The sequence below is a fragment of the Streptomyces lincolnensis genome (assembly GCF_001685355.1).
Classification (GTDB): Bacteria; Actinomycetota; Actinomycetes; order Streptomycetales; family Streptomycetaceae; genus Streptomyces; species Streptomyces lincolnensis.
Genome location: NZ_CP016438.1, coordinates 9,582,696 through 9,605,287, shown reverse-complemented (window position 1 = coordinate 9,605,287; position 22,592 = coordinate 9,582,696). Strand labels below are relative to the sequence as shown.

The 22,592-nt window shown below is 73.2% G+C and carries 15 protein-coding genes; 9 read left to right on the top strand and 6 right to left on the bottom strand.

The genetic code is table 11. The features are described 5' to 3' along the window. Positions 1-15 precede the first annotated feature (15 nt). Both SLINC_RS42405 and SLINC_RS42400 read left to right on the top strand, forming a co-directional pair. Positions 16-993, top strand: coding sequence for a hydroxyacid dehydrogenase (locus tag SLINC_RS42405; protein ID WP_067443732.1), 978 nt, complete (start codon positions 16-18; stop codon positions 991-993). After that, positions 990-2,879, top strand: coding sequence for a DUF2264 domain-containing protein (locus tag SLINC_RS42400; protein ID WP_067443731.1), 1,890 nt, complete (start codon positions 990-992; stop codon positions 2,877-2,879). The genes SLINC_RS42405 and SLINC_RS42400 overlap by 4 nt, the downstream gene beginning before the upstream one ends. 25 nt (positions 2,880-2,904) lie before the next feature. Here SLINC_RS42400 and SLINC_RS42395 read toward each other — a convergent pair whose 3' ends face one another. From SLINC_RS42395 to SLINC_RS42375, 5 genes are all read right to left on the bottom strand, one after another. Then, a complete protein-coding gene (locus SLINC_RS42395) occupies positions 2,905-3,624 on the bottom strand; it encodes a DUF6766 family protein (protein WP_237282017.1) in 720 nt (239 codons plus the stop codon). Positions 3,625-3,707: 83 nt separating this feature from the next. Beyond that, on the bottom strand, positions 3,708-4,115 hold the full coding sequence (locus tag SLINC_RS42390; protein ID WP_067443730.1) for a nuclear transport factor 2 family protein: 408 nt from the start codon (positions 4,113-4,115) through the stop codon (positions 3,708-3,710). Between the two features lie 145 nt (positions 4,116-4,260). Further along, on the bottom strand, positions 4,261-5,034 hold the full coding sequence (locus SLINC_RS42385) for a YqjF family protein (RefSeq protein ID WP_397793948.1): 774 nt from the start codon (positions 5,032-5,034) through the stop codon (positions 4,261-4,263). 1 nt (position 5,035) lies between these two features. Further along, complete coding sequence (locus SLINC_RS42380) at positions 5,036-5,659, bottom strand: TetR/AcrR family transcriptional regulator (protein WP_067443729.1); 624 nt, start codon at positions 5,657-5,659, stop codon at positions 5,036-5,038. 15 nt (positions 5,660-5,674) lie between these two features. Next, complete coding sequence (locus SLINC_RS42375) at positions 5,675-7,729, bottom strand: galactose-binding domain-containing protein (RefSeq protein WP_067446412.1); 2,055 nt, start codon at positions 7,727-7,729, stop codon at positions 5,675-5,677. Positions 7,730-8,151: 422 nt separating this feature from the next. Between SLINC_RS42375 and SLINC_RS42370 the strand changes: the two genes are divergently transcribed. The 7 genes from SLINC_RS42370 (at position 8,152) to SLINC_RS42340 (ending at position 20,781) form a co-directional block, all read left to right on the top strand. Next, positions 8,152-10,098: a S41 family peptidase gene (locus SLINC_RS42370; protein WP_067443728.1), complete on the top strand. Its 1,947-nt coding sequence runs from the start codon at positions 8,152-8,154 to the stop codon at positions 10,096-10,098. 213 nt (positions 10,099-10,311) lie between these two features. Further along, complete coding sequence (locus SLINC_RS42365) at positions 10,312-11,838, top strand: acyl-CoA carboxylase subunit beta (RefSeq protein WP_067443727.1); 1,527 nt, start codon at positions 10,312-10,314, stop codon at positions 11,836-11,838. Between the two features lie 108 nt (positions 11,839-11,946). Further along, positions 11,947-13,698 carry a fatty acyl-AMP ligase gene (locus SLINC_RS42360; RefSeq protein ID WP_067443726.1) on the top strand — a complete coding sequence of 584 codons (1,752 nt, stop codon included), beginning with the start codon at positions 11,947-11,949 and terminating at the stop codon, positions 13,696-13,698. After that, positions 13,695-17,708 (top strand): type I polyketide synthase, encoded by a 4,014-nt coding sequence (locus tag SLINC_RS42355; RefSeq protein WP_067443725.1) that lies wholly within the window; start codon positions 13,695-13,697, stop codon positions 17,706-17,708. Before SLINC_RS42360 ends, SLINC_RS42355 begins: the two co-directional genes overlap by 4 nt. Before the next feature lie 47 nt (positions 17,709-17,755). Further along, positions 17,756-18,700 (top strand): alpha/beta hydrolase, encoded by a 945-nt coding sequence (locus SLINC_RS42350; protein ID WP_067443724.1) that lies wholly within the window; start codon positions 17,756-17,758, stop codon positions 18,698-18,700. 122 nt (positions 18,701-18,822) lie between these two features. Continuing rightward, positions 18,823-20,046: a PucR family transcriptional regulator gene (locus SLINC_RS42345; RefSeq protein ID WP_067443723.1), complete on the top strand. Its 1,224-nt coding sequence runs from the start codon at positions 18,823-18,825 to the stop codon at positions 20,044-20,046. Between the two features lie 93 nt (positions 20,047-20,139). Beyond that, positions 20,140-20,781 (top strand): cutinase family protein, encoded by a 642-nt coding sequence (locus tag SLINC_RS42340; protein ID WP_067443722.1) that lies wholly within the window; start codon positions 20,140-20,142, stop codon positions 20,779-20,781. A 73-nt stretch (positions 20,782-20,854) separates the two neighbouring features. On the opposite strand, the gene SLINC_RS42335 is transcribed toward SLINC_RS42340, so the two are convergent. Beyond that, positions 20,855-22,576, bottom strand: coding sequence for a hypothetical protein (locus SLINC_RS42335; protein ID WP_067443721.1), 1,722 nt, complete (start codon positions 22,574-22,576; stop codon positions 20,855-20,857). Positions 22,577-22,592: the final 16 nt, after the last annotated feature.

Sequence of the window (22,592 nt, the reverse complement as noted above, 5' to 3'; positions counted from 1 at the left end):
AGGGCCGCGCTGGCCATGTCCCAGGAGGCCGCCGCGGCCGTCCTCGACGCCGAGTCGCTCGACGCGCTGCGCGCGCTCTGCGATCTCGCCCCGCTCCCCGCGCTGGACGACCTGTCGACCTCCCGGGCGCGTGAAGTCCTCGCCGACGTCGATGTGTTGATCACCGGCTGGGGCTGTCCGCCGCTGGACGAGCGGGTGCTGGAGGCCGCGCCCCGGCTGCGGGCCGTGGTGCACACGGCGGGCAGCGTGCGCGGCCATGTCACCGACGCCTGCTGGGAACGCGGCATCGAGGTCTCCTCCGCCGCCGCGGCCAACGCCGTGCCGGTGGCCGAGTACACCCTCGCCATGATCCTGCTCTCCGGCAAGCACGTCCTGGAACGGGCCCGCGACTACCGCGCCTCCCAGCGGCGCACCTGGCTCGGCACACCCCGCAGCGTCGGCAACTACCGCCGTACCATCGGCATCCTGTCGGCGTCGCTCGTCGGCCGCCGGGTCGTGGAGCTGCTGCGCCCGCACGACGTCGACGTCGTGCTGCACGACCCGTACGTCACGGACACCGACGCCGCCGAACTCGGTGTCGAGCGCGTGGAGTTGGCGGAGCTGTTCGCCCGCTGCGACACCGTCAGCGTGCACACGCCGCTGCTGCCCGCGACCCGCGGTCTGGTCGGCCGTGCCCTGATCGAGTCGATGCCGGCCGACGCCGTGCTGATCAACACCTCGCGCGGGGCGGTCGTCGACCAGGAGGCCCTCACCGACGCCCTGCTGGCGGGGCGGATCCGGGCCGTCCTGGATGTCACCGATCCCGAGATCCTGCCACCGGAACATCCGTTGTGGCGGTGCGAGAACGCGCTCATCACCCCGCACCTCGCCGGTTCCGAGGGCAACGAGTGGCGCCGGCTCGCCGACCACGCCGTGGCCGAGACGGCGCACTGGGCCTCCGGTGCCGGGTTCCGGCATCCCGTACGACGCGAAAGGCTGGCCTTCCTCGCATGAGCATCCCCTTCGAACTCCCCGCGGAGGACCGCGAGTCGAGCCCGTACACCGGATACACCCGGGCCCACTGGGAGGCGGTGGCGGACGGGCTCCTGACGGCGGCGTGGCGCTGGGGCACACCCGGCTGCGCCCTGCTCGACCTGCCCGGACGGCCCTCGGGGTCGGGGGTGCGCTCCGACGGGCTGGAGGGCTACGCCCGCACATTCCTCGCCGCCGCCTTCCGGGTGGCGGGCTCCGGCGGCGACGACCCGCACGGCTGGCTGGACCGGTACGCGCGAGGCCTGGCCTCGGGCACCCGTACCCCCGGCCGCGAGGACACCGAGTCCTGGCCGCTGATCCTCGACCACCACATCCAGGGCCAGCCGATGGTCGAGTCGGCGTCGGTCGCGCTCGGGCTGCGGCTGACGGCGCCCTGGCTGTGGAAGCACCTCGACGACGCCGTACGGGACCGGGCCGAGGAGTGGCTGCGCGGGGCGCTGCGGCACACGCCCGCGCCGAACAACTGGTACCTGTTCCCCTTCACCGTGGCCGGGTTCCTGGAGTCCGTGGGCCGCGGGGACGCCGAGACGGCGGCGGCGCGCGAGCGCGCGCTGGAGCTGATGGAGACCTGGTACCGGGGCGAGGGCTGGTACGCCGACGGCGACGGGCGCGCCTTCGACCACTACAACGGCTGGGCGCTGCACCTGTATCCGGTGCTCGACGCCCACCTCGCGGGCGACACCCGGCTCGCCGCCCGCTACGGCCCGCGGCTGCGCGCCCATCTGGAGGGTTTCGCCCCGACCTTCGGCGCGGACGGGGCTCCGCTGCACTTCGGCCGCTCCCTGACGTACCGTTTCGCTGCCTCCGCCGCCGTCGGCCTGGGTGCGCTGACCGGCGACACACCGCTGGCCCCCGGCGCCTCCCGACGGCTCGCGAGCGGCAGCCTGCGCCACTTCCTCGACCGCGGCGCGCTCACCGAGGACGGGCTGCTGAGCCTGGGCTGGTACGGCCCGCACGAGGCCACCCTCCAGTCGTACTCGGGTCCGGCGTCGCCGTACTGGGCGTCGAAGGCGTTCGTGTCGCTCCTCGCTCCCGCCGACCATCCGCTGTGGACGGCCCGCGAGGAGGCCGCGCCGGTGGAGGAGGCCGACCGGGTCCTCGCGCTGTCCGCACCGGGGCTGCTGGTGCAGTCGACGCGCGCCGACGGGATCGTACGACTGCACAACCACGGCAGCGACCATGTGCGCCCGCACGAGGCGGAGGACCCGGAGGCCGAGGATCCGCACTACGGGCGGCAGGCGTACTCCACCCGGACCGGGCCGACGTCGACCGCCAACCTCGCCGACAACCACCTGGCGGTGGAGGTGAACGGTCGGCGCAGCGTCCGGCGGCGGATCCATCCGCTCGGTGCGGGGCACGGCGACGGCTGGGGCTGGGCCGCCTCGTGGCACCGGCCCGCGTTCGCCGGGGGCCCGCCGATGGTGCCGGGGCTGCGGGTGGAGAGCGTGACGGTGGCCCGCGGACCGTACGAGCTGCGGGTGCACCGGGTGATCGGCGCTCCGGCCGGCACCCGCGTCACCCAGACCGGGTGGGCGACCGGCCCCGAGGAGGACCTGGTCTCCACGCTGCACGGCCTGCACGGCTGGGACGCCGACAGCGAGACGGTCCGCGCTCCGCAGGGCACCGCGTACACCCGCTGGGCCCAGGTACCGCGGCTGAGCGGCCCCGCCGGGGGCACCACCGTCCACGTCGGCCTGGCGACCCTGTCCACCGGGGCCGCGACAGCCGACCCGGCCGCGGCCGTCTCCGGCCTGACGCTCGACGCGGACGGCGTCGAGGTCACCTGGACCGGGGACGGCGGACGGACCCGGATCGCGTTCGAGCCGGTGCGGGTGACGCACGAGTGAGACTCACCGGCGCCCGGCGGTCGCCTCAGCTCTCCACGCCCGTGGCGTCGTGTGCCGCGCCGACCGGCTTCGACTCCGGGGAGCCGCGCTGGCGCAGGTAGGTGGAGAGCACCACCATCGAGGCGACGGCCAGCAGTTCGGACTGCCAGTTCTGGAGGGTGCGGTTCCAGAAGTCGGCCGCGCCCAGGTACTGGGGCCAGCTCATCGGGGCCTGGAGCCGGCGCAGCTGCTGTTCGTTGTAGGCGGCCACGCCGGTGACCGACTGGACCAGCCACGAGAGCACGAAGATCGTCCCCATGACCAGCAGCAGCGAGTGCGAGTACAGCGCGCGCCGCCACCCGGTGGCCGCGGCCCACCGGGGCGAGTTCTCGCCGGCGTACTCGCCGACCCGCTGGTCCTTGTCGGACTCGGTGCCGCCCTTGTGCAGTTCCTTGGACTCCGGGGAACCGCGCTGGAGCAGCCAGACCGTCACGCCGATGAACAGCGAGAACTGGAGGTACTCGGACTGCCAGTTCTCCGCCACGTCGACCGCGAAGTCCGACGTGGTGACGTACTCGGCGAGTCCGACCGGCCGCAGCTGCTCCGCGACCAGCTGGTTGTTGAAGTCGGCCTGTCCGGCGATCGCCTGCCCGACCAGGGTCAGCAGGAAGGTGACGGTGAAGAACAGCCCGAGGCCGTTCTCCCGGACGAACCCGCGCAGGCCTGCGCGCCCGGAGGCGGTGGTGCGGGACGAGGGCCGGTTCACCGCTGCATCAGTCCCACCGCCGCGAGATAGGCGAGACCGACCGCGATGATCAGCACCACCGTGGTGAACATCGTCCTCACCGCTCATCCCCCCTTGATCCGGCACTGGTACGGCTGTTCGGGACGCTCGGTGCAGCCGGCGGCCACGATCTTCCATCCGCTGTCGAAGCGGGAGAGGAACAGCGTGTCCGTGGCGAGCACCGCCCGCGCCTGGTCGCCGTAGACGTCCACCACGCGCAGGTCACCGCCACGAGGTGGGGCCTCCTCGCCGAGGGCCTTGGCACAGGGGCTGCCGGCCGACTGCTCCAGCTCCTCGACGGTGCCGGGGGCGAGGGCCGCGCACAGTCGGTCGTACGCGCCCTCGGCGAGGTGCTGTTCGAAGGCCGTCGCCGCGTCGCGCACGTCGTCGCGGCGATCCGAGACCGTGCCGCACGCGCCGACCGTGGCGGCGAGGACGACGGCGACGGCCGCGCCGCGTACCGGTCCGCTCATGTGCCCTCCTGCGTACGGGTGCCGTGTTTCGACTGGTCAGGGCAGTACATCGCACGGACCGGCAGGGGATCGGCTTCCACTCCCGCCGTTCCCCCGCCCGGCCGATCGCGGCCGACATGCGGAAGGCGCCGCGAGTCGGGCCACGTCAGGGGGTCGGGATGCCCGCCGGGCGGGCCGGGCGGCCGAAGCGGACCGGGACGCCCGGCGAGTACAGCACGCTCACCGGCTCCCCCACCGGCCGCGGCAGCCCCGCCGCCGTCACCAGGTCCTCGTCGCACGCGACGAGTGTGGCGCGGTGCAGCGGCCAGCGCGGGTGGGCGTTGGGCAGGAACACCGGCCGCCCGAGGAAGGCGTTGTGCATGCCCCAGCGGGCGGTGAGGAAGTGCTCCGCCTCCGTCGCCTCCTCGATCCGTTCGCCGACCCGGACGGTCAGGCGGCTGTGGGCGCCGCGCGGTCCGGGCCAGCGCCGGGAACTGGTGTAGGTCACGGTGTCGCCGTGGGTGCGGATCTCCATGCGCGACCACAGGTAGGGCATCCGGAAGGCGAGCCGCCCCACCACGACCGGGATCAGGCGGGAGGCGTCGAGCGAGCGGAAGACCACGCCCCGGCGGCCTCGCGCGTCCACCGAGTAGAGACGGACGTTCGTCTCCGGGAAGCTCCCGAGGTAGGGCACGCCGGGGAGGCCGAACCAGCCGACGCGGTGCATCCGGAACGCCACCAGACCGACGTAGGTCACCCCGTCCAGGGTGTCGGGGACGGTGCCCGGCGGGAGCAGGCCGGCCACGTCGGCCGGGTCGGCCGCCCAGTGGACGAAGGTGAGGTCGAGCCAGGACTGGGTGAGCAGCGGGCGGGCGATGTTGCCCGGTGCGTCGGCCGTGACGGGGGCCGGCGGGCGGGGCTCTGGGGGCGGCTGCACCACGTCAGTGTCCCAGGCGGCCCGGACCCGGCTCGCCCTCCTGGACCAGTCCGGCGATGTGGGCGGTGACCGTGTCGAGGATGTCGGTCCAGGCTGCCGCGTCGCCGAGCACGAGGTAGTTCAGGGTCAGGCCGTCGGTCATGGCGGCCAGATAGCGGGCCAGCACGGAGACGGGGACCCGGAGCCGGAGGTCCATGCCCTCGCGCAGGCCGTCGATGAGTTCTGCGTAGGCGGCGCCGTACAGCTCGTACTGGCGGCGGGCCAGGTGCTCGAATCCCGGCTGTCTGAGGGCGTACTGGGTGAGTTCGTAGGTGAGCATGTGCTCGTCGGGGTGGGTGCGGACGTGGTTCCAGTAGGCCTCGAAGCCGGCCCGGACGGTCTCCTCAAGGGTGGCCCTGGGCCGTAGTGCCTCCTGCACCACGGCCACGGAGTGGTCGGTGAGGGTGGTGATGACCGACTCGATCAGGGCCTGCTTGGAGTCGAAGCAGTAGTGGAAGACGCTGAGGGAGACGTCGGCCTCGGCGGCGATGGACCGGGTGGTGGTCTTGGCCACCCCGTCCCGGGCCATCGCCCTGATCGCCGCCTCCGTCAGCTGCCGGCGCCGCTCGGCCGACGGCATCCGTGCCATGCGCGCACCCCCGCCTCAGGCACTGTGGACGCCCACCTCGTGGAGCGAGTAACCCCAGTCGGTGCCGCGTTCGAGGCCGTGGATGCGGACGTGGCGGGCGGGTGTGCCGGTGAAGCGGGCGGTGTCCAGGCCGCCGTCGCCGGCAGTGGTGGACCAGGCGGTCTGCCAGTGCACGCCGTCGGTGGACAGTTCCACGCGGTACGACTTCCCGTAGGCGCGTTCCCAGTCGAGGGTGACGCGGGAGACCAGGTGGGTGGCGCCGAGGTCGACCTGCCAGGACTGCTCGCCGCTCCAGTCGCTGGCCCAGCGGCTGTCGTCGTCGCCGTCCACGGCCCGTCCCGGCTGGTAGCTGGTGAAGGGGTTGGACTCCGACGAACTGGCCGTCGCCGGACGGCCCTTGGCCAGGTTCACTCCGGCCCGGTGCTGTTCGGACGCGCCCCAGGTGCCGAGGTAGGACTCGGCGCCGCGGAAGAGGTCGTCCACCACGCCCTGGCCGGCGACGCGCCGGATGTCCTCGATCCAGTCCGGGATCATGCCGACGTGCGCGGCCCCGTCGGTGTTGTAGTCGAAGGTGCGCTGCCCGCTCGTCTGCCGGTCGATCACGGAGCCGCCGTCGGCGCTCTTGAAGGGGTACGTCACAGGGTTCGGGGCGTCGGCGCCGCGCGGGGCGGGGTGGTCACCGATGCCGTTGAAGTCGGTGCCGTAGCCGTAGCCCACGCCGTACTTCTCCCGCAGCGCGTCGGTGCGCTTCGCCTCGGCGCCGAACTCCTGGGAGCCGTGCATGTACTGGGCGACGAAGCCGCCGAGGGAGTAGACCCGCTCGGTCCAGTTCAGGTCCATCCAGCTGTGCGAGGACAGCACGCCGGGGTAGGAGGCGGCCTCGAAGATGTCGAGGACCCGGCCGGTGGCCTTGACGCTCATGTGGTCGATCTCAAGCATCATCTTGCGCTGCATCATGCCGCGTACGGCGTACTCGCCGAGGTCGGTGAGCCCGCGCACGTTGCACTGCGCGTTCTCGTCGTAGGCCGGGACCTCCACGCCGTCCGGGAGGTCCTCCTCGGCGTCGGACTCGGTCAGGCCGATGGGGTTGTCCTTCTGGGGGCCGGTGCACTTCTCGGTCTTCCAGAAGGTGCCGGTCGACAGGAACTGGCCGACGTTGATGGCGGCGCCCAGGCCGTGTTCGTCGAAGCGGACCCCGCACAGCGCGTTGTCGAACTTGTGGCACAGGAACATGCTGCGCACGCCCAGGTCGTACAGCTCGTCGAGGCCCTTGTCGATGTCGGCGCGGCTGCACTGCGGGATGTCGAGGATCTGCTTGCAGCCGAAGGGCTCGGAGGTCTCGACGCCGAGGACGACCGCCAGCTTGCCCTGCTTGATGACCTCGCGGGCCTGCGCGCTGTCGAGGACGATCCGGAACCAGCCCTTGCCGGGGCCGCCGTACATCGTATCGATGTGGTCCTGGAGGGCGTAGGTGAGTTTCGCCTGGAGCCGGATCGAGGTCATCTCGTCACAACTGCGGTCCTTGAAGGGGTAGACCGAGCAGATCATGCCGTTGGTGACGAGGTCGTTGACGAGGACGCGCTGGCCGCCGCGCCAGGCGCGCTCGATCCAGGCGTAGTAGTTCGCCTGGTGGGTCATCGAGTCGTGGGCCGGCCAGTCCTTGAAGGTCGGCCAGCCGACCGGGTCGTGCCTGCCGTCGCCGCCGTGGGTGATGTAGTCGAAGATCGCGAGTGTGCCGTCGGGGTAGTGCTCCGGACAGTCCTTGAGCGCGTCGGCGACCCCGGCCGCGGAGAAGGGCTTGCCGCAGATGAGCCGGCCGCCGAAGGCCTCGTTGGAGAACAGATGGTTGTGCGCGTCGACGAACCCGCGGACGTCGCCCGCGGAGTCGGTGCCCTTGAAGGGCTCGCCGGTGACGTTGATCTGCGCGTCGGGCGCGGGCCGTGCCGTGGGGTTCCACCAGTCGGCCGCGGCCGCCGAACTCGGGGTGGGGCCGAGGGCCACGGCCACCAGCAGCAGGAGCAGCGACAGGACGGTGACGTCCTTGCGTCGGCGGTACGGGCGTCGAGCCATGGTCACTACCCACGTCCCTCGGTCGGCGGGGCGCCACGGTCGACGAGCGGGACGGTCCGGAGGCCGCACCCAGGGTTGTCATGACCGGCGCAAGATGGTCCGACGAGGATGGCGATTCGCGCATTCCGAGTCAAGGGTCCGGGACAAGTGACCTGATGGACCTGCCGAACTTCCCCCGCGGGGAACGGGACCGGGGGCCCGACGGATGGCGTAGTCCCGCCGGAACACCCCGCGGCGGGCCCTGCCGGGGAGCATGCTGAGGGGGTGGTGCAGGGGCCCGCGCGGGCGCCGCGCCGCACGGGGGAATCATGGACGGCTCGTCGGTGCGCGGTGGACTCCTCGTACGAGTGGCGCGGTCGTGGGGGCGCGGAGATCGGTGTGCGGCACACGTGCCGGACGGCTGATCATCCGAAGGAGAACCCATGACCGACCACGACACCTCCACGACACCCGCGTGGATTCCCAAGCAACTGGCGGCGGCCGCGCCGCTGTCCGACTTCCTCGCCGGCGCGGGCGTGCTGACGCTCGCGGAGCGCAAGGTCCTGGTGCAGCAGGCGCTCGTACTCCTGGAGCAGAACTACGCGCACCTGCCGCTGAAGACGGCCATGTACGCCGTCAACCCCGTGCAGCGGCTGCGACTGCTGCTGGTCCGGCTGGGCCGGCAGAGCGATGCGGCGATGGACCCGGAGTGGCGCTTCCACGCCGAACTGTCGGCGATCTTCCACTCGGTGCGGGACCTGCACACCAACTACGTCCTGCCGCGGCCCTTCGCCGGCAAGATCGCCTACCTGCCCTTCCAGATCGAGCACTACGCCGCCGGGCCCGGCTCGGGCTACCTGGTCACGCGGACGGTGCGCGACTTCGCGGCGCCGCCCGGGTTCGGGCCGGGCACCGAGGTCACGCACTGGAACGGCGTCCCCATCGCCCGCCAGGTCGAGCTGTGCGCGGACCGTTTCGCCGGGAGCAACCCGGCGGCCCGGCACTCGCGCGGGGTGCAGTCGCTGACCGTCCGGCCGCTCGCGGTGCACCGGGCACCCGACGAGGAGTGGGTGGTCCTCGGCTACACCGGCGCCGACGGGGCGGCCCGTGAACTGCGCGAGCCCTGGCGGGTGACGGAGAACCTGCCGGCGCTCGTGGACGCCGACGCCCTCTCCGAGGCGGCGGCCGCCCAGGGTCTCGACCTGGTCGGCGACGAGGTGAACCGGGCCACGAAACTCCTGCACGTGCCGCAGGTGGTGGGCCTGGAGGAGGCCGGTGGCCCGGCCGAACTCACCACCGAGCCGGCCCTGGACGCGGCGGACATCCCCTCGGCGATGCCGGGGTTCTTCCGCGCCCGTACGGTCACCACGGCGTCGGGAACGTTCGGGCACATCCGGATCTTCACCTTCAACACCACCGACCCGGGCGGCTTCGTCACCGAGTTCGTCCGGCTGCTCGGCCTGATCCCGCGCACCGGCCTCGCGCTCGACGTGCGAGGGAACGGCGGCGGCCACATCCACGCCTCCGAGTTCCTGCTCCAGACCCTGACACCGCGTCAGGTGGTGCCCGAGCCGGTGCAGTTCCTCAGCACGCCGCTCAACCTGCGGATCTGCCGGCGTCATGCCGCGAATCCGACCCGTGAGATCGATCTGGGGCCGTGGTTCCCCTCGCTGGAGCAGTCGCCGGAGATCGGGTCGGCGTTCTCAGCCACCTTCCCGATCACCCCGCAGGAGGGGGCGAACGCGATCGGGCAGCAGTACCACGGGCCCGTCGTGCTGGTCACCGACGCACGCTGCTACTCGGCCACCGACATCTTCGCCGCCGGCTTCCAGGACCACGGCATCGGTCCCGTGCTGGGCGCGGACGACAACACCGGGGCGGGCGGGGCCAACGTCTGGACCCACGAACTCCTCAAGCTCCTGCTGGAGCTCCCCGCCCCGGTCCCCGGGCCCGATCCGGAGTCGCCGTACCGGCCGCTGCCGGGCGGGGCGAACCTGCGGGTGGCGATCCGGCGCACGGTACGCGTGGGCGCGCTCTCCGGCACCCCGCTGGAGGACCTCGGCGTCGTACCGGACGTCCGGCACCGGATGACCCGCGACGACCTGCTCAAGGACAACGTCGACCTGCTCAACCACGCGGGCGAACTCCTCGCCGCCCTCCCCCGGTTCCGGCTCGACGCGGAACCCGGGCCGGGAGCCGCGCTCACCGTGCGCACCGCCGGCCTGGACCGCGTCGACGTCTTCGTGGCGGGCCGTCCGCGGGCCTCGGTGGACGTGGTGGACGGGGACACCACGCTCACGCTGTCCGTCGATCCGGCGCCGGGGACCGCCGTCCGTCTGGAGGGCTACCGTGCGGGATCGCTCGCCGCGACACGGACGCTGCGGCGATGACGTAGGCGCGGACGGGCCCCGGCCGCGGACGGCCGGGGCCCTGGCCCCTTGTCACCCCCGGACGAACACTCGTCCCGCAGCACTCACCTGAGGCAAACACCGCCTCGTTCCGCCCGGTCGCCGCCTCCACCGCTGCCATATTCGAAGCCGAGTTCGGAGGTGGCTGTGACGACTGAGGCGACAAGGTCCGAGACAGAGCGGACCGCGCCGTACGTGCCCGACCGGACCGCCGATCGCATCGCCGATCTGGCACGGCGCAGGACGGGGGCGGTGACCCCCGGCAGATCCAGACGGCGCGGGGAGTTCGGCGCCCGGGAGCGGATCGAACGGCTGGTGGACGCCGGATCGTTCGCCGAGACCGGGCTGTTCGTGCGGGCCCGGCCCACCGGGGACGGGGCCCGGCGGCCCTACGGCGACGGCGTGGTCACCGGACACGCTACGGTCGACGGCCGCCCGGTCTGTGTGTTCGCCCAGGACTCCGGCGTCTTCGGCGGCAGCATGGGCGAGGCCTTCGGCGAGAAGACGGTCGCCCTCATGGACCTGGCCCTCAAGACCGGCTGTCCGGTGATCGGGCTCAACGACTCCGGCGGCGCCCGCATCCAGGAGGGCGTCGCCTCCCTCGCCCTCTACGCCGAGCTGGTGCGCCGCAACGTGCAGGCCTCGGGGGTGATCCCGCAGATCTCGGTCGTCCTCGGGCCGTGCGCGGGCGGGGCCGCCTACTCGCCGGCGATCACCGACTTCACGGTGATGGTCGACGGCGCCTCGCACATGTTCGTCACCGGACCCGACGTCATCGAGACGGTCACCGGCGAGCGCACCACCGCCGAGGAGCTGGGCGGCGCGCACACCAGCAACTCCGTCAACGGCAATGCCCACTTCCTGGCCGCCGACGAGCAGGACGCCCTGGACACCGTGCGGGACCTGCTGTCGTATCTGCCCGCCAACAACCTGGAGCGGCCGCCCGAGTACGCGCCGGTGGAGCCGCCCGCCGGGGACCGGCTGGACGAGGTGGTCCCCGACCGGCTCGGCCAGGCCTACGACATGCGCGAGATCCTGCGGGCGGTCGTGGACGAGGGTGAACTCCTCGACGTGCAGGAGCTGTTCGCGCCGAACATCATCTGCGCGCTGGCCCGGGTCGAGGGCCGCTCGGTCGGGGTCGTCGCCAACCAGCCGATGCACGCGGCGGGCGTCCTCGACATCGACGCCTCCGAGAAGGCCGCGCGGTTCGTGCGGTTCTGCGACGCGTTCGGCATCCCCCTGCTGACCTTCGCCGACGTGCCGGGCTATCTCTCCGGCGTCCGCCAGGAGCACGGCGGCATCATCCGGCGCGGCGCCAAACTCCTGTACGCCTACGCCGAGGCGACCGTCCCCAAGGTCACCGTGGTGGTGCGCAAGGCCTACGGCGGCGGATACGCGGTCATGGGCTCCAAGCATCTCGGCGCCGACGTCAACCTCGCCTGGCCCACCGCCCGGATCGCCGTCATGGGCGCCGAGGGCGCGGTGGGCCTGCTGCACCGGCGTGAACTGGCCGCCGCCAAGGACCCCGAGGCGCTGCGCGCACAGCTCGTGGCCGCGTACGAGAGCACGCACGGCACGCCGTACCTGGCCGCCGAGCGCGGCTACGTCGACGACGTCATCGCCCCGCGCGAGACCCGGGCGCACGTCTGCCGCGCGCTGCGCGCCCTGCACGGCAAGCGCGCCCCCATGCCGCAGCGCCGGCACGGCAACATCCCGCTCTGATCCGCGGCACCCGCTCCGACGCGGCCGTCCCGACGCGCGCCGACCGCCCTGATCGCCCCCCTGCCCCGTCCGTCCCCGTCTCCCCCGCGACGTGAGGAGCCACGCCCCATGGACCACCGCCGCCCCCCGCTCGCTCCCCCGTGCCGGACCCTGCCGGAGTTCGTGCGGCACTGGGCCCTGACCACGCCGGACCGCCGGGCGTTCACCTTCGTCGACCATCCCGCGCCCGACTCGCGCGGTGTCCACCGCACCCTGACCTGGCGCCGCCTGGACGTGCGGGTGAGGGCGCTTGCGGCCCGGCTCGCCGAGGAGGCCGAACCCGGCGCGCGGGTGGCACTGCTGTGCCCGCAGGGCCCGGAGTACGTCACCGGGTTCCTGGCCGCACTGGCCGCCGGGATGATCGCCGTACCGCTGTATCCGCCGGGCCTGCCCGGGCACGCCGACCGGCTCGCGGGCGTCCTGGCCGACGCCGCTCCCGCCGTCGTCGTGACGACGAGCCGGTCCTTGGAGGAGGTCCGGGACTTCTGCGAGCACGTGCCGGTGCGGGTCGTGGCGGCCGACCAGGTCCCCGACGCCCGCGCGGACGACCGGTACCCGCTCGCCGCGGACTCCGACACGACCGCCTATCTCCAGTACACCTCCGGTTCCACCCGGGCCCCGGCGGGCGTGGAGATCACCCACGGCAACGTCGTCGCCAACGCCCGGCAGGCGCTGAGCGCCTACGGTGCCGACACGCACCCGGTGACCTGCGTGGGCTGGCTGCCGCTCTACCACGACATGGGTCTGGTGCTGAGCGTCGCCGCTCCCGTCACGCGCGGACTGATGTCGGTGATCATGGATCCGGCCGCGTTCCTGCACCAGCCCGTGCGCTGGCTGCGGCTGCTCGCCGCACATCCCCGCGTGGTGAGCGCGGCGCCCAACTTCGCCTACGACTACTGCGTCTCGGCCGTGACCGACGCACAGCGGGCCGAACTGCGGCTGGAGGATGTGGCCGCGCTGATCAACGGCAGCGAGCCGGTCCGCCCCGGCACCGTCGACCGTTTCCAGGCCGCCTTCGGGGCCCAGGGACTGCCTCCGGACAGCCACTGTCCCTCGTACGGCCTCGCCGAGGCCACGGTGTTCGTCAGCGCGGCCCGGCCCGGCGAGCCCCTGCGCCGGTTCGCGCTGGACCGGGACGCGCTCGCCACCGGGAAGGCCCTGCCCGCGCGCCCCGACGACCCGAGGGCGGTGCTGCTCGCCGGGTGCGGGGCCCCGGCCGGCCAGCGGCTGCGGATCGTCGATCCCGTCACGCGTGCCGTGCTGTCCGAGGGCGAGGTCGGGGAGATCTGGGTGCAGGGTCCCAACGTCGGCCGTGGCTACTGGAAGCGGACCGAGGACAGCCGCCGTGTCTTCGGCGCCGAGCCGGCCGACCCCGCGGCCGGGCCGGGCGCCTGGCTGCGCACGGGCGACCTGGGGACAGTGCTGGAGAGGCAGTTGGTGGTCACCGGCCGGCTGAAGGACCTCATCGTCGTCGATGGGCGCAACCACTATCCGCAGGACATCGAAGCCACCGTCCAGGACGCGCACCCGGCCGTGCGCCGCGACCGGCTCGCCGCGTTCTCGGTCCCCGGTGCGGCGGGTGAGCGGGTGGTGGTCGTGGCCGAGCACGCGCGGACCACCGAGCTGACCGGGATCGACCTCCCGGCCCTGGTGGGCGCGGTGCGCGGGGCCGTCTCGGCACGGCACGGGCTGCGGCTCGCCGATGTCGTCGTGGTGCCCCCGGGAACCGTGCCCCGCACCTCCAGCGGCAAGGTCTCCCGGGCCCTGACCCGCGCGCGCTACACGGAGGGCGCCTACGAGCGGGCGGGAGTCGCAGAATGACGGACCTCGCCTCGGCGGCCGCGCTGCGCCGTCTGATCGCCGAAAGAGTGTCCGCCTGGACCGGCACGCCCGCCGCGACCGTCCCGATGGACCGCCCGCTCGCCGACCTCGGCATGTCCTCGCGGGACGCGGTGGTCCTCGCCGGGGAGCTCTCCCACGCCCTGGGACGCGAACTGCCCGCGACGCTGCTGTGGGAGGCGCCCACGGGCGAGGCCCTGGTGACGCGGCTGTGCGGCGGGGCGGGACGGGCCGCCGTCACGGCGGACTCGTCGCACTCCTCCTCGGCATCCGCCGCCTCCTCCGCCTCCTCTACTTCCTCTACGCCCTCTACTTCCTACGACGAGCCCGTGGCCGTGGTCGGGGTCGGTTGCCGGCTCCCGGGCGGGGTGCACGGTCCCGCCGACTACTGGCGGCTGCTCAGTGACGGCGTCGACGCGATCCGGCGGGTTCCCGAGGACCGGTGGCGCGACTTCACCCCGTTCCCGCCCGCCGACGCGCCCCGGTACGGCGGCTATCTCGACGACGTGGCCGGCTTCGACGCGGACTTCTTCCACATCACCCCGCGCGAGGCCGCGGTGATGGACCCGCAGCAGCGGATCCTCCTGGAGGTCGTCCACGAGACCCTGGCCCACGCCGCCGTGCCGGCCGCCTCGCTCGCCGGCACGGCCACCGGTGTCTTCGTGGGCATCTCCGCCCCGGAGTACGGGCAGCTCACGGGCGCCGACCCGGCCGCCGTCGACCCCTGGGCGCCGGCGGGCGCGGCGCTGAGCGTGGCGGCGGGGCGGCTGGCGTACGTGCTGGACACGCACGGGCCGAGCATGGCCGTGGACACCGCGTGCTCCTCCTCCCTGGTCGCCGTGCACCACGCCTGCGTCAGCCTGCGCACGGGCGAGAGCGACACGGCGATCGCCGCCGGGGTCAACCTGCTCCTCTCCCCCGTCGTCGGCGTGGCGTTCGGGCGGGCCGGTGCCCTCGCGCCGGACGGGCGGTGCAAGCCGTTCTCGGCGGCAGCCGACGGCATCGGGCGCGGCGAGGGCTGTGCGGCCGTGCTGCTGAAGCGGCTCTCGGACGCCGAACGGGACGGCGACCGGATCCTGGCCGTCATCCGTGCCACCGCCGTGAACTCCGACGGCCGCTCGGGCGGTCTCATGGCGCCCAACCCGGCCGCGCAGCAGGCAGTGCTGCGCTCCGCGTACGCGCGGGCCGGTCTCGCCCCGGCGTCCGTCGACCACGTCGAGGCGCACGGCACCGGAACCCCGCTCGGTGACCCGATCGAGGCGGGCGCGCTCGGCGCCGTGCTCGGCCGGGACCGGGACCCCGACCAGCCGCTGCTGCTCGGCTCCGTGAAGAGCAACCTGGGCCATCTGGAGTCCGCGGCGGGCATCGCCGGTCTGGTGAAGACGGTCCTCGCCCTGCACCACGACCAGATCCCGCCCACCCTGCACTGCGCCGACAGCGGCGTCGGGAACGACGACCGGCTGCGCGTGGTGACCGACCCCGAGCCCTGGCCCCGCTACGGCGGCACGGCCACCGCCGGGGTCTCCGGCTTCGGGTTCGGCGGCACCAACGCCCATGCCGTACTGGAGGAATGGCGGCCCGGCGCCCTGCTGCCGCTGTCGCCGGACGAGCCGGCCGCCCGTCTGTACCCGCTCTCCGACCTCGACCCCGAGCGGCTCCGCGACACCGCCGCCCGGCTGGGCGACTGGCTGCGCACCCCCGAAGGACAGGCCGCACGCCCTGCCGACGTGGCGCGGACGCTCGCCGGACGCACCGGCCGCGGCCCCGTACGGGCCGCCGTCACGGCCCGCGACCGGGACGAACTCACCGACGCCCTGGGCGCGTTGGCGTCGAGCGCCCCGCACCCCGCGGTCACCACGGGCGATCGCGACCTGGTGGGGCCCGGTTCCGTCTGGGTGTTCTCCGGCTACGGCGGCCAGTGGGCCGGCATGGGGCGGCGCCTGCTGGCCGAGGAGCCCGCGTTCGCCGCCGCGGTGGAGAAGCTCGATCCCCAACTGGCCCCCGAGTGCGGCCTGTCGCTCTACGACCATCTCGCCTCCGGTGACGACCTCGACCGCCTGGAGGTCGCCCAGCCCGTCCTGTTCGGGCTCCAGGTGGCGCTCGCCGAGCTGTGGCGTTCGAGGGGTCTGGAACCCGCCGCGGTGATCGGGCACTCCATGGGCGAGGTGGCCGCCGCCGTGTGCGCGGGCGCCCTGGACGTGCCCGACGCGGCCCGCGTCATCGCCGTACGGGCCCGGCTGCTCAGCAGACTGAGCGGCGGCGCGATGGCCGTGGTCGACGTGGCGGACGCCGAACTGGACGCGCTGCGCGAAGACTTCCCCGGCGTCCATGTCGCCGTGCATTCCTCGCCCCGGCAGAAGGTCGTCACCGGTCAGGAGGCCGAGGTCAACCGGCTCGTACGGCGGCTGGAGAAGGAAGGCCGGGCCGCCCGTGCGATGCGGGTGGTCGGCGCCGGTCACTCGCCCCAAGTGGACGCCCTGCTGCCGGAGTTGACCGGCGCCTTGTCCGGCGTGCGGGGGCGGCGGCCGCGTGTGCCCGTCTACTCCACGGTCCTGGACGACCCGCGCGGCGACTGCGTCTTCGACGCCGCCCACTGGGCCGCCAACCTGCGGCGACCGGTACGCCTGGACCGGGCGGTCGCGGCGGCCTCGGCGGACGGCCACACCGCGTTCGTCGAGATCTCGCCCCACCCGGTCCTGACCCGGGCCGTCGCCGACACCGCCCCGGACGCGCTGCTCGTCGGCACGCTGCGACGGGACGCGGACGACTCCGCCGCGTTCGTACGGCAGGTGGGCACGCTGTACGCCGCGGGCGCGCGGCTGCCGCTGCCGCCCGGCCGGGTCGTCGACCTGCCCACGCCACGGTGGCGGCATGTCCGGTACTGGTGGACGGACGGCGTCCGCGACCCCGGCCCGGCCGCACCGGCACACCGCCCCGAACCCGCGCCTGCGCGCGAGCCCGGCTCCGTCCTGGCCCGGCTGGCGCACCACATCGCCGCCGTCACCGGACACCCCTCGAACCGCATCACACCCGGCACGGCCTGGGCGGACCTCGGCCTGGACTCGCTCATGGCCGTCCGTATCCGTACGGCGGTGGAGCGCGAGTTCGGGATCGACCTGCCGCTGCGGGACCTGCTGGGCACCGCGACCGTCGAGGAGGCGGCCGCCCGCGTCCGGCGCGCGCTGCCTCCTCAGGGCTCGGTCCTTCGGCCGCTGCGGACCACGGGCTCCCGGCCTCCGCTGTTCCTGTTCCACGCCGCCGGCGGCTCCACCGACGTCTACCGCACGCTCGCCGAACGCCTCGGCGACGACCGGCCGGTGTACGGACTGGACCGGATGGAGGACGCGCCCACAGTGGTGGAGAAGGCCCGCCGCTGTGCCGAGATCATCGCCGCCACACACCCCGACGGGCCCTGTCTGCTGGGGGGTTGGTCGTTCGGCGGCTTCCTCGCCCAGGAGACCGCGCGGCACCTGACCGCCGCCGGGCGGACGGTGGACCTGGTGGTCCTCATCGACTCCGTACGGCCCCTGCCCCTGCCCGACCGGATCCGCGCCCACCTGGAGGGCTTCGCCCGGCACGTCGCCGACGCCTACGGCGCTCAGCTGGACCTGCCGTACGACGAGCTCGTGGCGATGGACGACGACGGCGCGCGGATCGACTTCGTGCTGCGGGCCGTGCGCGAGGCCGCCGAGGTGCCGTCCGCCGCGCTGGAGCACCAGCGGGACTCCTACCTGGACCTGCGGACCGGCGAGGCCCATCGGCCCGGCCGGTACGAGGGCCGAGTGGTGCTGTACCGGGCCGGTGAGACGGCGCCGCACACCGTGCGCGACCCGGCCTACGAGCGCGACGACCGGGCGCTGGGCTGGGACGAGGTGTGCCCGCGGCTGGAGGTCGTGCCGGTGGGAGGACACCATCTGTCGCTGCTCGACCCGCCGTGGGTCGACGAGATCGCCGTCCATCTGCGGCGGGTGCTCGCCGAGGAGACCCCGTGAGCCGGGGCCCCGAGCACAGGTATGGAGCCGGAATCCGAGGAGCCGCCATGTCCGACCACAGCACCGCCGTGTCCCGGCGCACCGTCACCAGGGCAGCCGCCGTCGCCGGCCTGGCCGCCCTGTTCGGGGCCAAGGCCACAGCAGGACGCGCCCGGGCCGCGACCCGACTCGGGCCGCGCACCCTGGACGTCACCGTCACCTCCGCCGCGCTCGGCCGCGGCGCCCCCGTGCGGCTGATCCTGCCGTCGAGCTTCGCCACGCAGCCGAACCGGACCTACCCGGTCCTGTATCTGCTGCACGGCGCCCACGACGACTACACGTCCTGGACCCGGGAGACCGACATCGAGGCCTTCACCGAGGGCCGCGACCTGATCGTGGCGATGCCCGACGCGGGCCCCACCGGCATCCCGAGCGTCTGGCGCGACGGCGCCGACTACGAGAGGTTCCAGCTGGAGGAGGTGCCCGCGCTGCTCCGGCGCGACTACCGGGCCTCCGGGGTCCGGGTGGTGGCCGGGGTGTCCACCGGCGGATACGGGGCGATGGCGCACGCGGCCCGCCATCCCGGCGCGTTCGCCGCGGCGGCCTCCTACAGCGGCATCCTCGACACCACCGCGCCGGGTGTCCCGGCCATCATGAACGCCATCGTGGCCCGCGAGAACCTCGCGCCCCTCTCGCTGTGGGGCAACCCGCTGCTGAACCTGTTCACCTGGCGCGACTTCAACCCGCGGGCCCGCGCCGAGGGGCTGCGCGGCACCCCGCTGTACGTCTCCAACGGCAGCGGGCTGGTCGGCGGGGGCGGCGATCCGCTGCCCGGGGTGCTGGAAAGCGCCCTGTGGCCCTCCGCCCACGTCTTCACCGACACCCTCGCCCGCCTGCGCATCCCGGTCACCACGCACTTCTATACGGGAGGAGGACACAGCTGGGCCTACTGGAAAGGGGAGTTCACCGCCTCGTGGCCGATGCTCGCCCATGCTTTGGGCGTGCCCGAGTGATGTCGGGGCCATGGGGGCACGGAACGGAACGCAGGGGTCGTCCGTCCTACACAGGACAACCCGTGCGCCCCACGGGCAACAGCCCGCGGGTGAGCCGTTTCCGGGTGAAAGGAGTGTCCGCGATGGCGTCTCCCGCCCCGCACGGCGGACTGTCCGGCTCTGGCGCCGTATCGGTACCGCCCGAACTCGCGAAGGTGCTGCGCGACGAGTTGGAGACGGTCGCCGACGAAGTGGAGGCGGAGGTCTGCCGCCATGTCCCGGAGTACGCGCAACCGGACAACCCCGTCTATCGCGACGGCCTCAGAGCCGGAGTCGTGCAGGCCCTGACTCTGTTCGTCGACCACATCGCCGACCCGTGCGGTGCGGGCGACACCATCACCGCCACATACCACGAGCTCGGCCGCAGTGTGGCGCAGGAGGGAAGCAGCCTGGACACGCTCCAGTCCGCACTGCGGGTGGGCGGCATGCACGCCTGGCGACGCATGAGCCGCACCGCGGAGGAGCTGGGCCTGGACTCCACGGTCGTGGCCGCGCTCGGCGAGCTGGCCTTCCGGACCGTTCACGAGGTCGCCGAGGCGGCCGCGGCCGGCTACTCGGAGGCCCGGCTGGGCGACACGGGCGAGCTGGAGCGGCGGCGCAAGCGCCTGCTCGGCCTGCTGCTCGGTGACGGGCCGGTGGCCCTGGAGGCCGTGCAGGACCTGGCGCACGGCGCGCGCTGGACGGTACCGCGGCAAGTCGCGGTGGTCACGCTCGCGGCCGGTCCGGACCAGCAGGAGGAGGACCGGCCGCTGGCCACCGCGGGCGCGCTGGTGGACATGGAGTCCCGGCCGCCGCGCATGCTGCTGCCCGACCCGGACGGTTCCGGCCGGTTCGGCGGCCGGGCGTTCGCGCTCGCGTTGCGCGGCCGCCCGGCCGCGATCGGGCCGACGGTGCCGCTCGCCGAGGCGCCGCGGTCGCTGCACTGGGCCAGCCGGGCCCTGGGCCTGATGGGCCGTGGGATTCTGCCCCGGCAGGGGGTGGTGCGGTGCTCCGACCACCTGTCGACACTGCTGCTGCACAACGACGAGCCTCTGCTCGACCACTTGCGGGCGCAGGTCCTGGCGCCGCTGAACGCCGTGTCGGCGGGCCAGCGTCCGCGGCTCGCGGAGACGCTGCTGGCCTGGCTGTTGAGCGGCAGCAACGTCCCCGACGTGGCCCTGCGGCTGCATGTGCATCCGCAGACGGTGCGCTACCGCCTGCGGCAGTTGGAGAAGTTGTTCGGCGACGCCCTGCACGATCCGGACACGCGCCTGGACCTCGTTCTCGCTTTGCGCGTGGAGGCACAAAAACCCGAGGCAATTCCATAATTCTCTGTATAACACCTGGGCAGGTAAAGCGAATACGTTCGGGACCGTCCTTTTCCGCAGGCGCCCCACGCGCCCCGCACACGGAGGATCCCCATGCGTATCCGCTTGTGTCTCGCCGCGCTCTCGTTGGCCGGCGGGGCCGGCCTCGCCACCGTCGCGGCCCCCACCGCGACGGCCGCTGCCTGCACCGACGTCGACGTCGTGGCAGCTCGCGGCACCTTCGAACCGGGCACGCTCGGTTTCATCGTCGGCGACCCGGTGTATTCCGCGATCCAGAAGAAAATCACCGGAAAAACCCTGTCCAGCTACAAGGTGAACTATCCCGCCGACCTTTCCCCGACGTCGGCCGCGCAAGGAAACGCGGACCTCGTCAATCACGTCCGAAGTCAGGCGGCTTCATGTCCGAACCAGCGTTTCGTGCTGGTGGGCTATTCGCAGGGCGCGAACGTCGTCGACAACTCGATCGGCATCAGCAGTGCGGGCGCGGTCGTCGGCAGCCCCATCGTCGCGACCATCCCCGCGACGCTCGAACCGAGAGTCGCCGCCGTGCTGCTGTTCGGCAACCCCATCCGGGCACTCGGCAAGAGCGTCACCGGCACGTACCAGAGCCGCACCATCGACTTCTGCGCCCAGGGCGACCCCGTCTGTGAGTCCGGCGGGAACGACGTCGGGGCACACCTCGGCTACACGGCCAACGCCGACGCGGCGGCCACCTTCGCCGCCGGCAAGGTGTGAGCCGAGACAACCCCGCACAAGAGGCCGGTCGCTCTCGGGAGCGACCGGCCTCCGTGTGGTGCGGTGGGAGCGTCTATCGGGGGGTCCGGGCGAACCGGGCGAGGTTGGTCGACACCGGTTCGGGCCGGCCGTTGTTCTGCACGGGTGCGGCGGTGAGGACGTCGAGGTGCTGGTAGCCGTCGGCGACCACGGGGTTCAGGTCGGCCGGGACCCGGCCCGCCAGCAGTCCGTCGCCCGCGAGGACCGTGAGCGTCGGGTTGGCGGTCAGGCCCCCGGGGTGCACGACGAGCCGCTTCACCTGCGGGGAGGTGGACAGCTGGATGTCGGTGACCAGCTTGGTCGGGAAGTACTGCTCGGTGAAGTCGAGCGGCTGCTCGGCCAGACTGCGGGCCAGTTCCCGGATGTCGCTGACCTCCTTGCCCGCGCTCGTGAACGGCGTGCCGTCGGCCGACCGGTACCCGGGGTCGTCGGCGTCGCCCACGCGGTCGTAGTTCCGCCAGGTGTACAGCGGCCCGTGGGGCCGGTCGGGGATGGCCTTGTACTCGGTGCCGAACAGGCCCGGCTGCGCCTGACTGCCGTTGGCGACGGGGAAGCTCTTGTCCACGACGGGCCCACCGTCGAAGAAGCCCACGCTGCTCTGGAGGAAGGCGAGCGGGACGGACTGGTCGTCCATCAGCGCCCCGAGGACGGCCCCGTTGGTGAGCCGGAAGTCCTTCACCGCGGGTGAGCCGCTGAGGAAGGTGGCGGTGTCCTCGGAGAAGAGGAAGCGGTTGGTGGCCTGGACGTTGAGGTTCTGGGGCAGATGGTCCGGCAGGCCGGCCTCGGCGTCCACGTCCCGGACCGCGCCCATGCCGGCGATCGCCAGCAGGGTCATCGTCTCGGGGTTGAGCAGGACCGGCGCGGACAGCGAGCGGGGTAGCACACCGCTGTCGAGCCCGGCCTGGACGGCGCCGTAACCGAGGCCGATGTCGGGCAGGTTGGTGTCGTCGGGGATGCTGCCGCTGAGGTCGGCCAGTGAGGTGGAGACGGTGGTGTCGAGGGCGAAGTAGCCGGCACACTGGTTGTGTCCGGCGTCCTTGGTGGTCCTGGGGTCGCCGTCGAAGTCGGCGGCGGCGAAGTAGCCGGTGATCACACCGCCGAGCGAGTGCCCGCCGCACAGCACCTTCTGTTTGCGCAGGGCCTGGTCGGGCAGTTCGGCGGCGAGCAGGTCGTACTCGTCGCGGACGGTCTGTTCGATGCCGAGTTTCGCCATCCAGCCGAGGCGGCCGTTGCCGACGTATCCGTCGAAGGTGCGGCCGGCGACCTGCTTGCCGCGGTAGTAGTAGTCGACGGCGGTGAACTGGTCGCCGGAGGCGACGCCGGTGCGGTCCTCCAGGCAGTTGGACCGCCGGTCCAGCGCCCAGAACTCGATGTGGCTGCCCTGCTCGGCGGCGCGTGCCACGGTGTTGCGGGCGACGCTGTCGAAGGCTCCGGCCCCTTCCAGGATGCCCGGCTGGGCGAGGAGGATCCGGTCGGCGTCGGCCGAGGCGTCCGGTCCGGCCGAGGAGCGGTAGCGCAGGTACGACAGCCAGTCACACGCCGCCGGGCGGGTCCCGAAGGACGCCGGCAGGGGCACCTTCACCCGCACCATCGACTCGGTCACGCCGTCGGCGGGCGCGGAGGTCACCACGGGTGTCTCGGTCCTGGTGTCGTCGGCCCGTGCTCCCGCGGTGGTGGCGGTCAGCGCTCCCGCGGTCAGCAGCACCGCAAGCGCGGTACTGCGCCACGTTCTCTTGTTGCTGCGACTCGTGTTCATAGCCGGACGGTAGGGC

Excerpts from the sequence above, each read along its gene's own strand:
- SLINC_RS42405 (WP_067443732.1), top strand. The coding sequence starts at position 16 with ATGTCCCAGGAGGCCGCCGCGGCCGTCCTCGACGCCGAGTCGCTCGAC.
- SLINC_RS42400 (WP_067443731.1), top strand. The coding sequence starts at position 990 with ATGAGCATCCCCTTCGAACTCCCCGCGGAGGACCGCGAGTCGAGCCCG.
- SLINC_RS42390 (WP_067443730.1), bottom strand. The coding sequence starts at position 4,115 with ATGAGCGGACCGGTACGCGGCGCGGCCGTCGCCGTCGTCCTCGCCGCC.
- SLINC_RS42380 (WP_067443729.1), bottom strand. The coding sequence starts at position 5,659 with ATGGCACGGATGCCGTCGGCCGAGCGGCGCCGGCAGCTGACGGAGGCG.
- SLINC_RS42375 (WP_067446412.1), bottom strand. The coding sequence starts at position 7,729 with ATGGCTCGACGCCCGTACCGCCGACGCAAGGACGTCACCGTCCTGTCG.
- SLINC_RS42370 (WP_067443728.1), top strand. The coding sequence starts at position 8,152 with ATGACCGACCACGACACCTCCACGACACCCGCGTGGATTCCCAAGCAA.
- SLINC_RS42360 (WP_067443726.1), top strand. The coding sequence starts at position 11,947 with ATGGACCACCGCCGCCCCCCGCTCGCTCCCCCGTGCCGGACCCTGCCG.
- SLINC_RS42355 (WP_067443725.1), top strand. The coding sequence starts at position 13,695 with ATGACGGACCTCGCCTCGGCGGCCGCGCTGCGCCGTCTGATCGCCGAA.
- SLINC_RS42350 (WP_067443724.1), top strand. The coding sequence starts at position 17,756 with ATGTCCGACCACAGCACCGCCGTGTCCCGGCGCACCGTCACCAGGGCA.
- SLINC_RS42345 (WP_067443723.1), top strand. The coding sequence starts at position 18,823 with ATGGCGTCTCCCGCCCCGCACGGCGGACTGTCCGGCTCTGGCGCCGTA.
- SLINC_RS42340 (WP_067443722.1), top strand. The coding sequence starts at position 20,140 with ATGCGTATCCGCTTGTGTCTCGCCGCGCTCTCGTTGGCCGGCGGGGCC.
- SLINC_RS42335 (WP_067443721.1), bottom strand. The coding sequence starts at position 22,576 with ATGAACACGAGTCGCAGCAACAAGAGAACGTGGCGCAGTACCGCGCTT.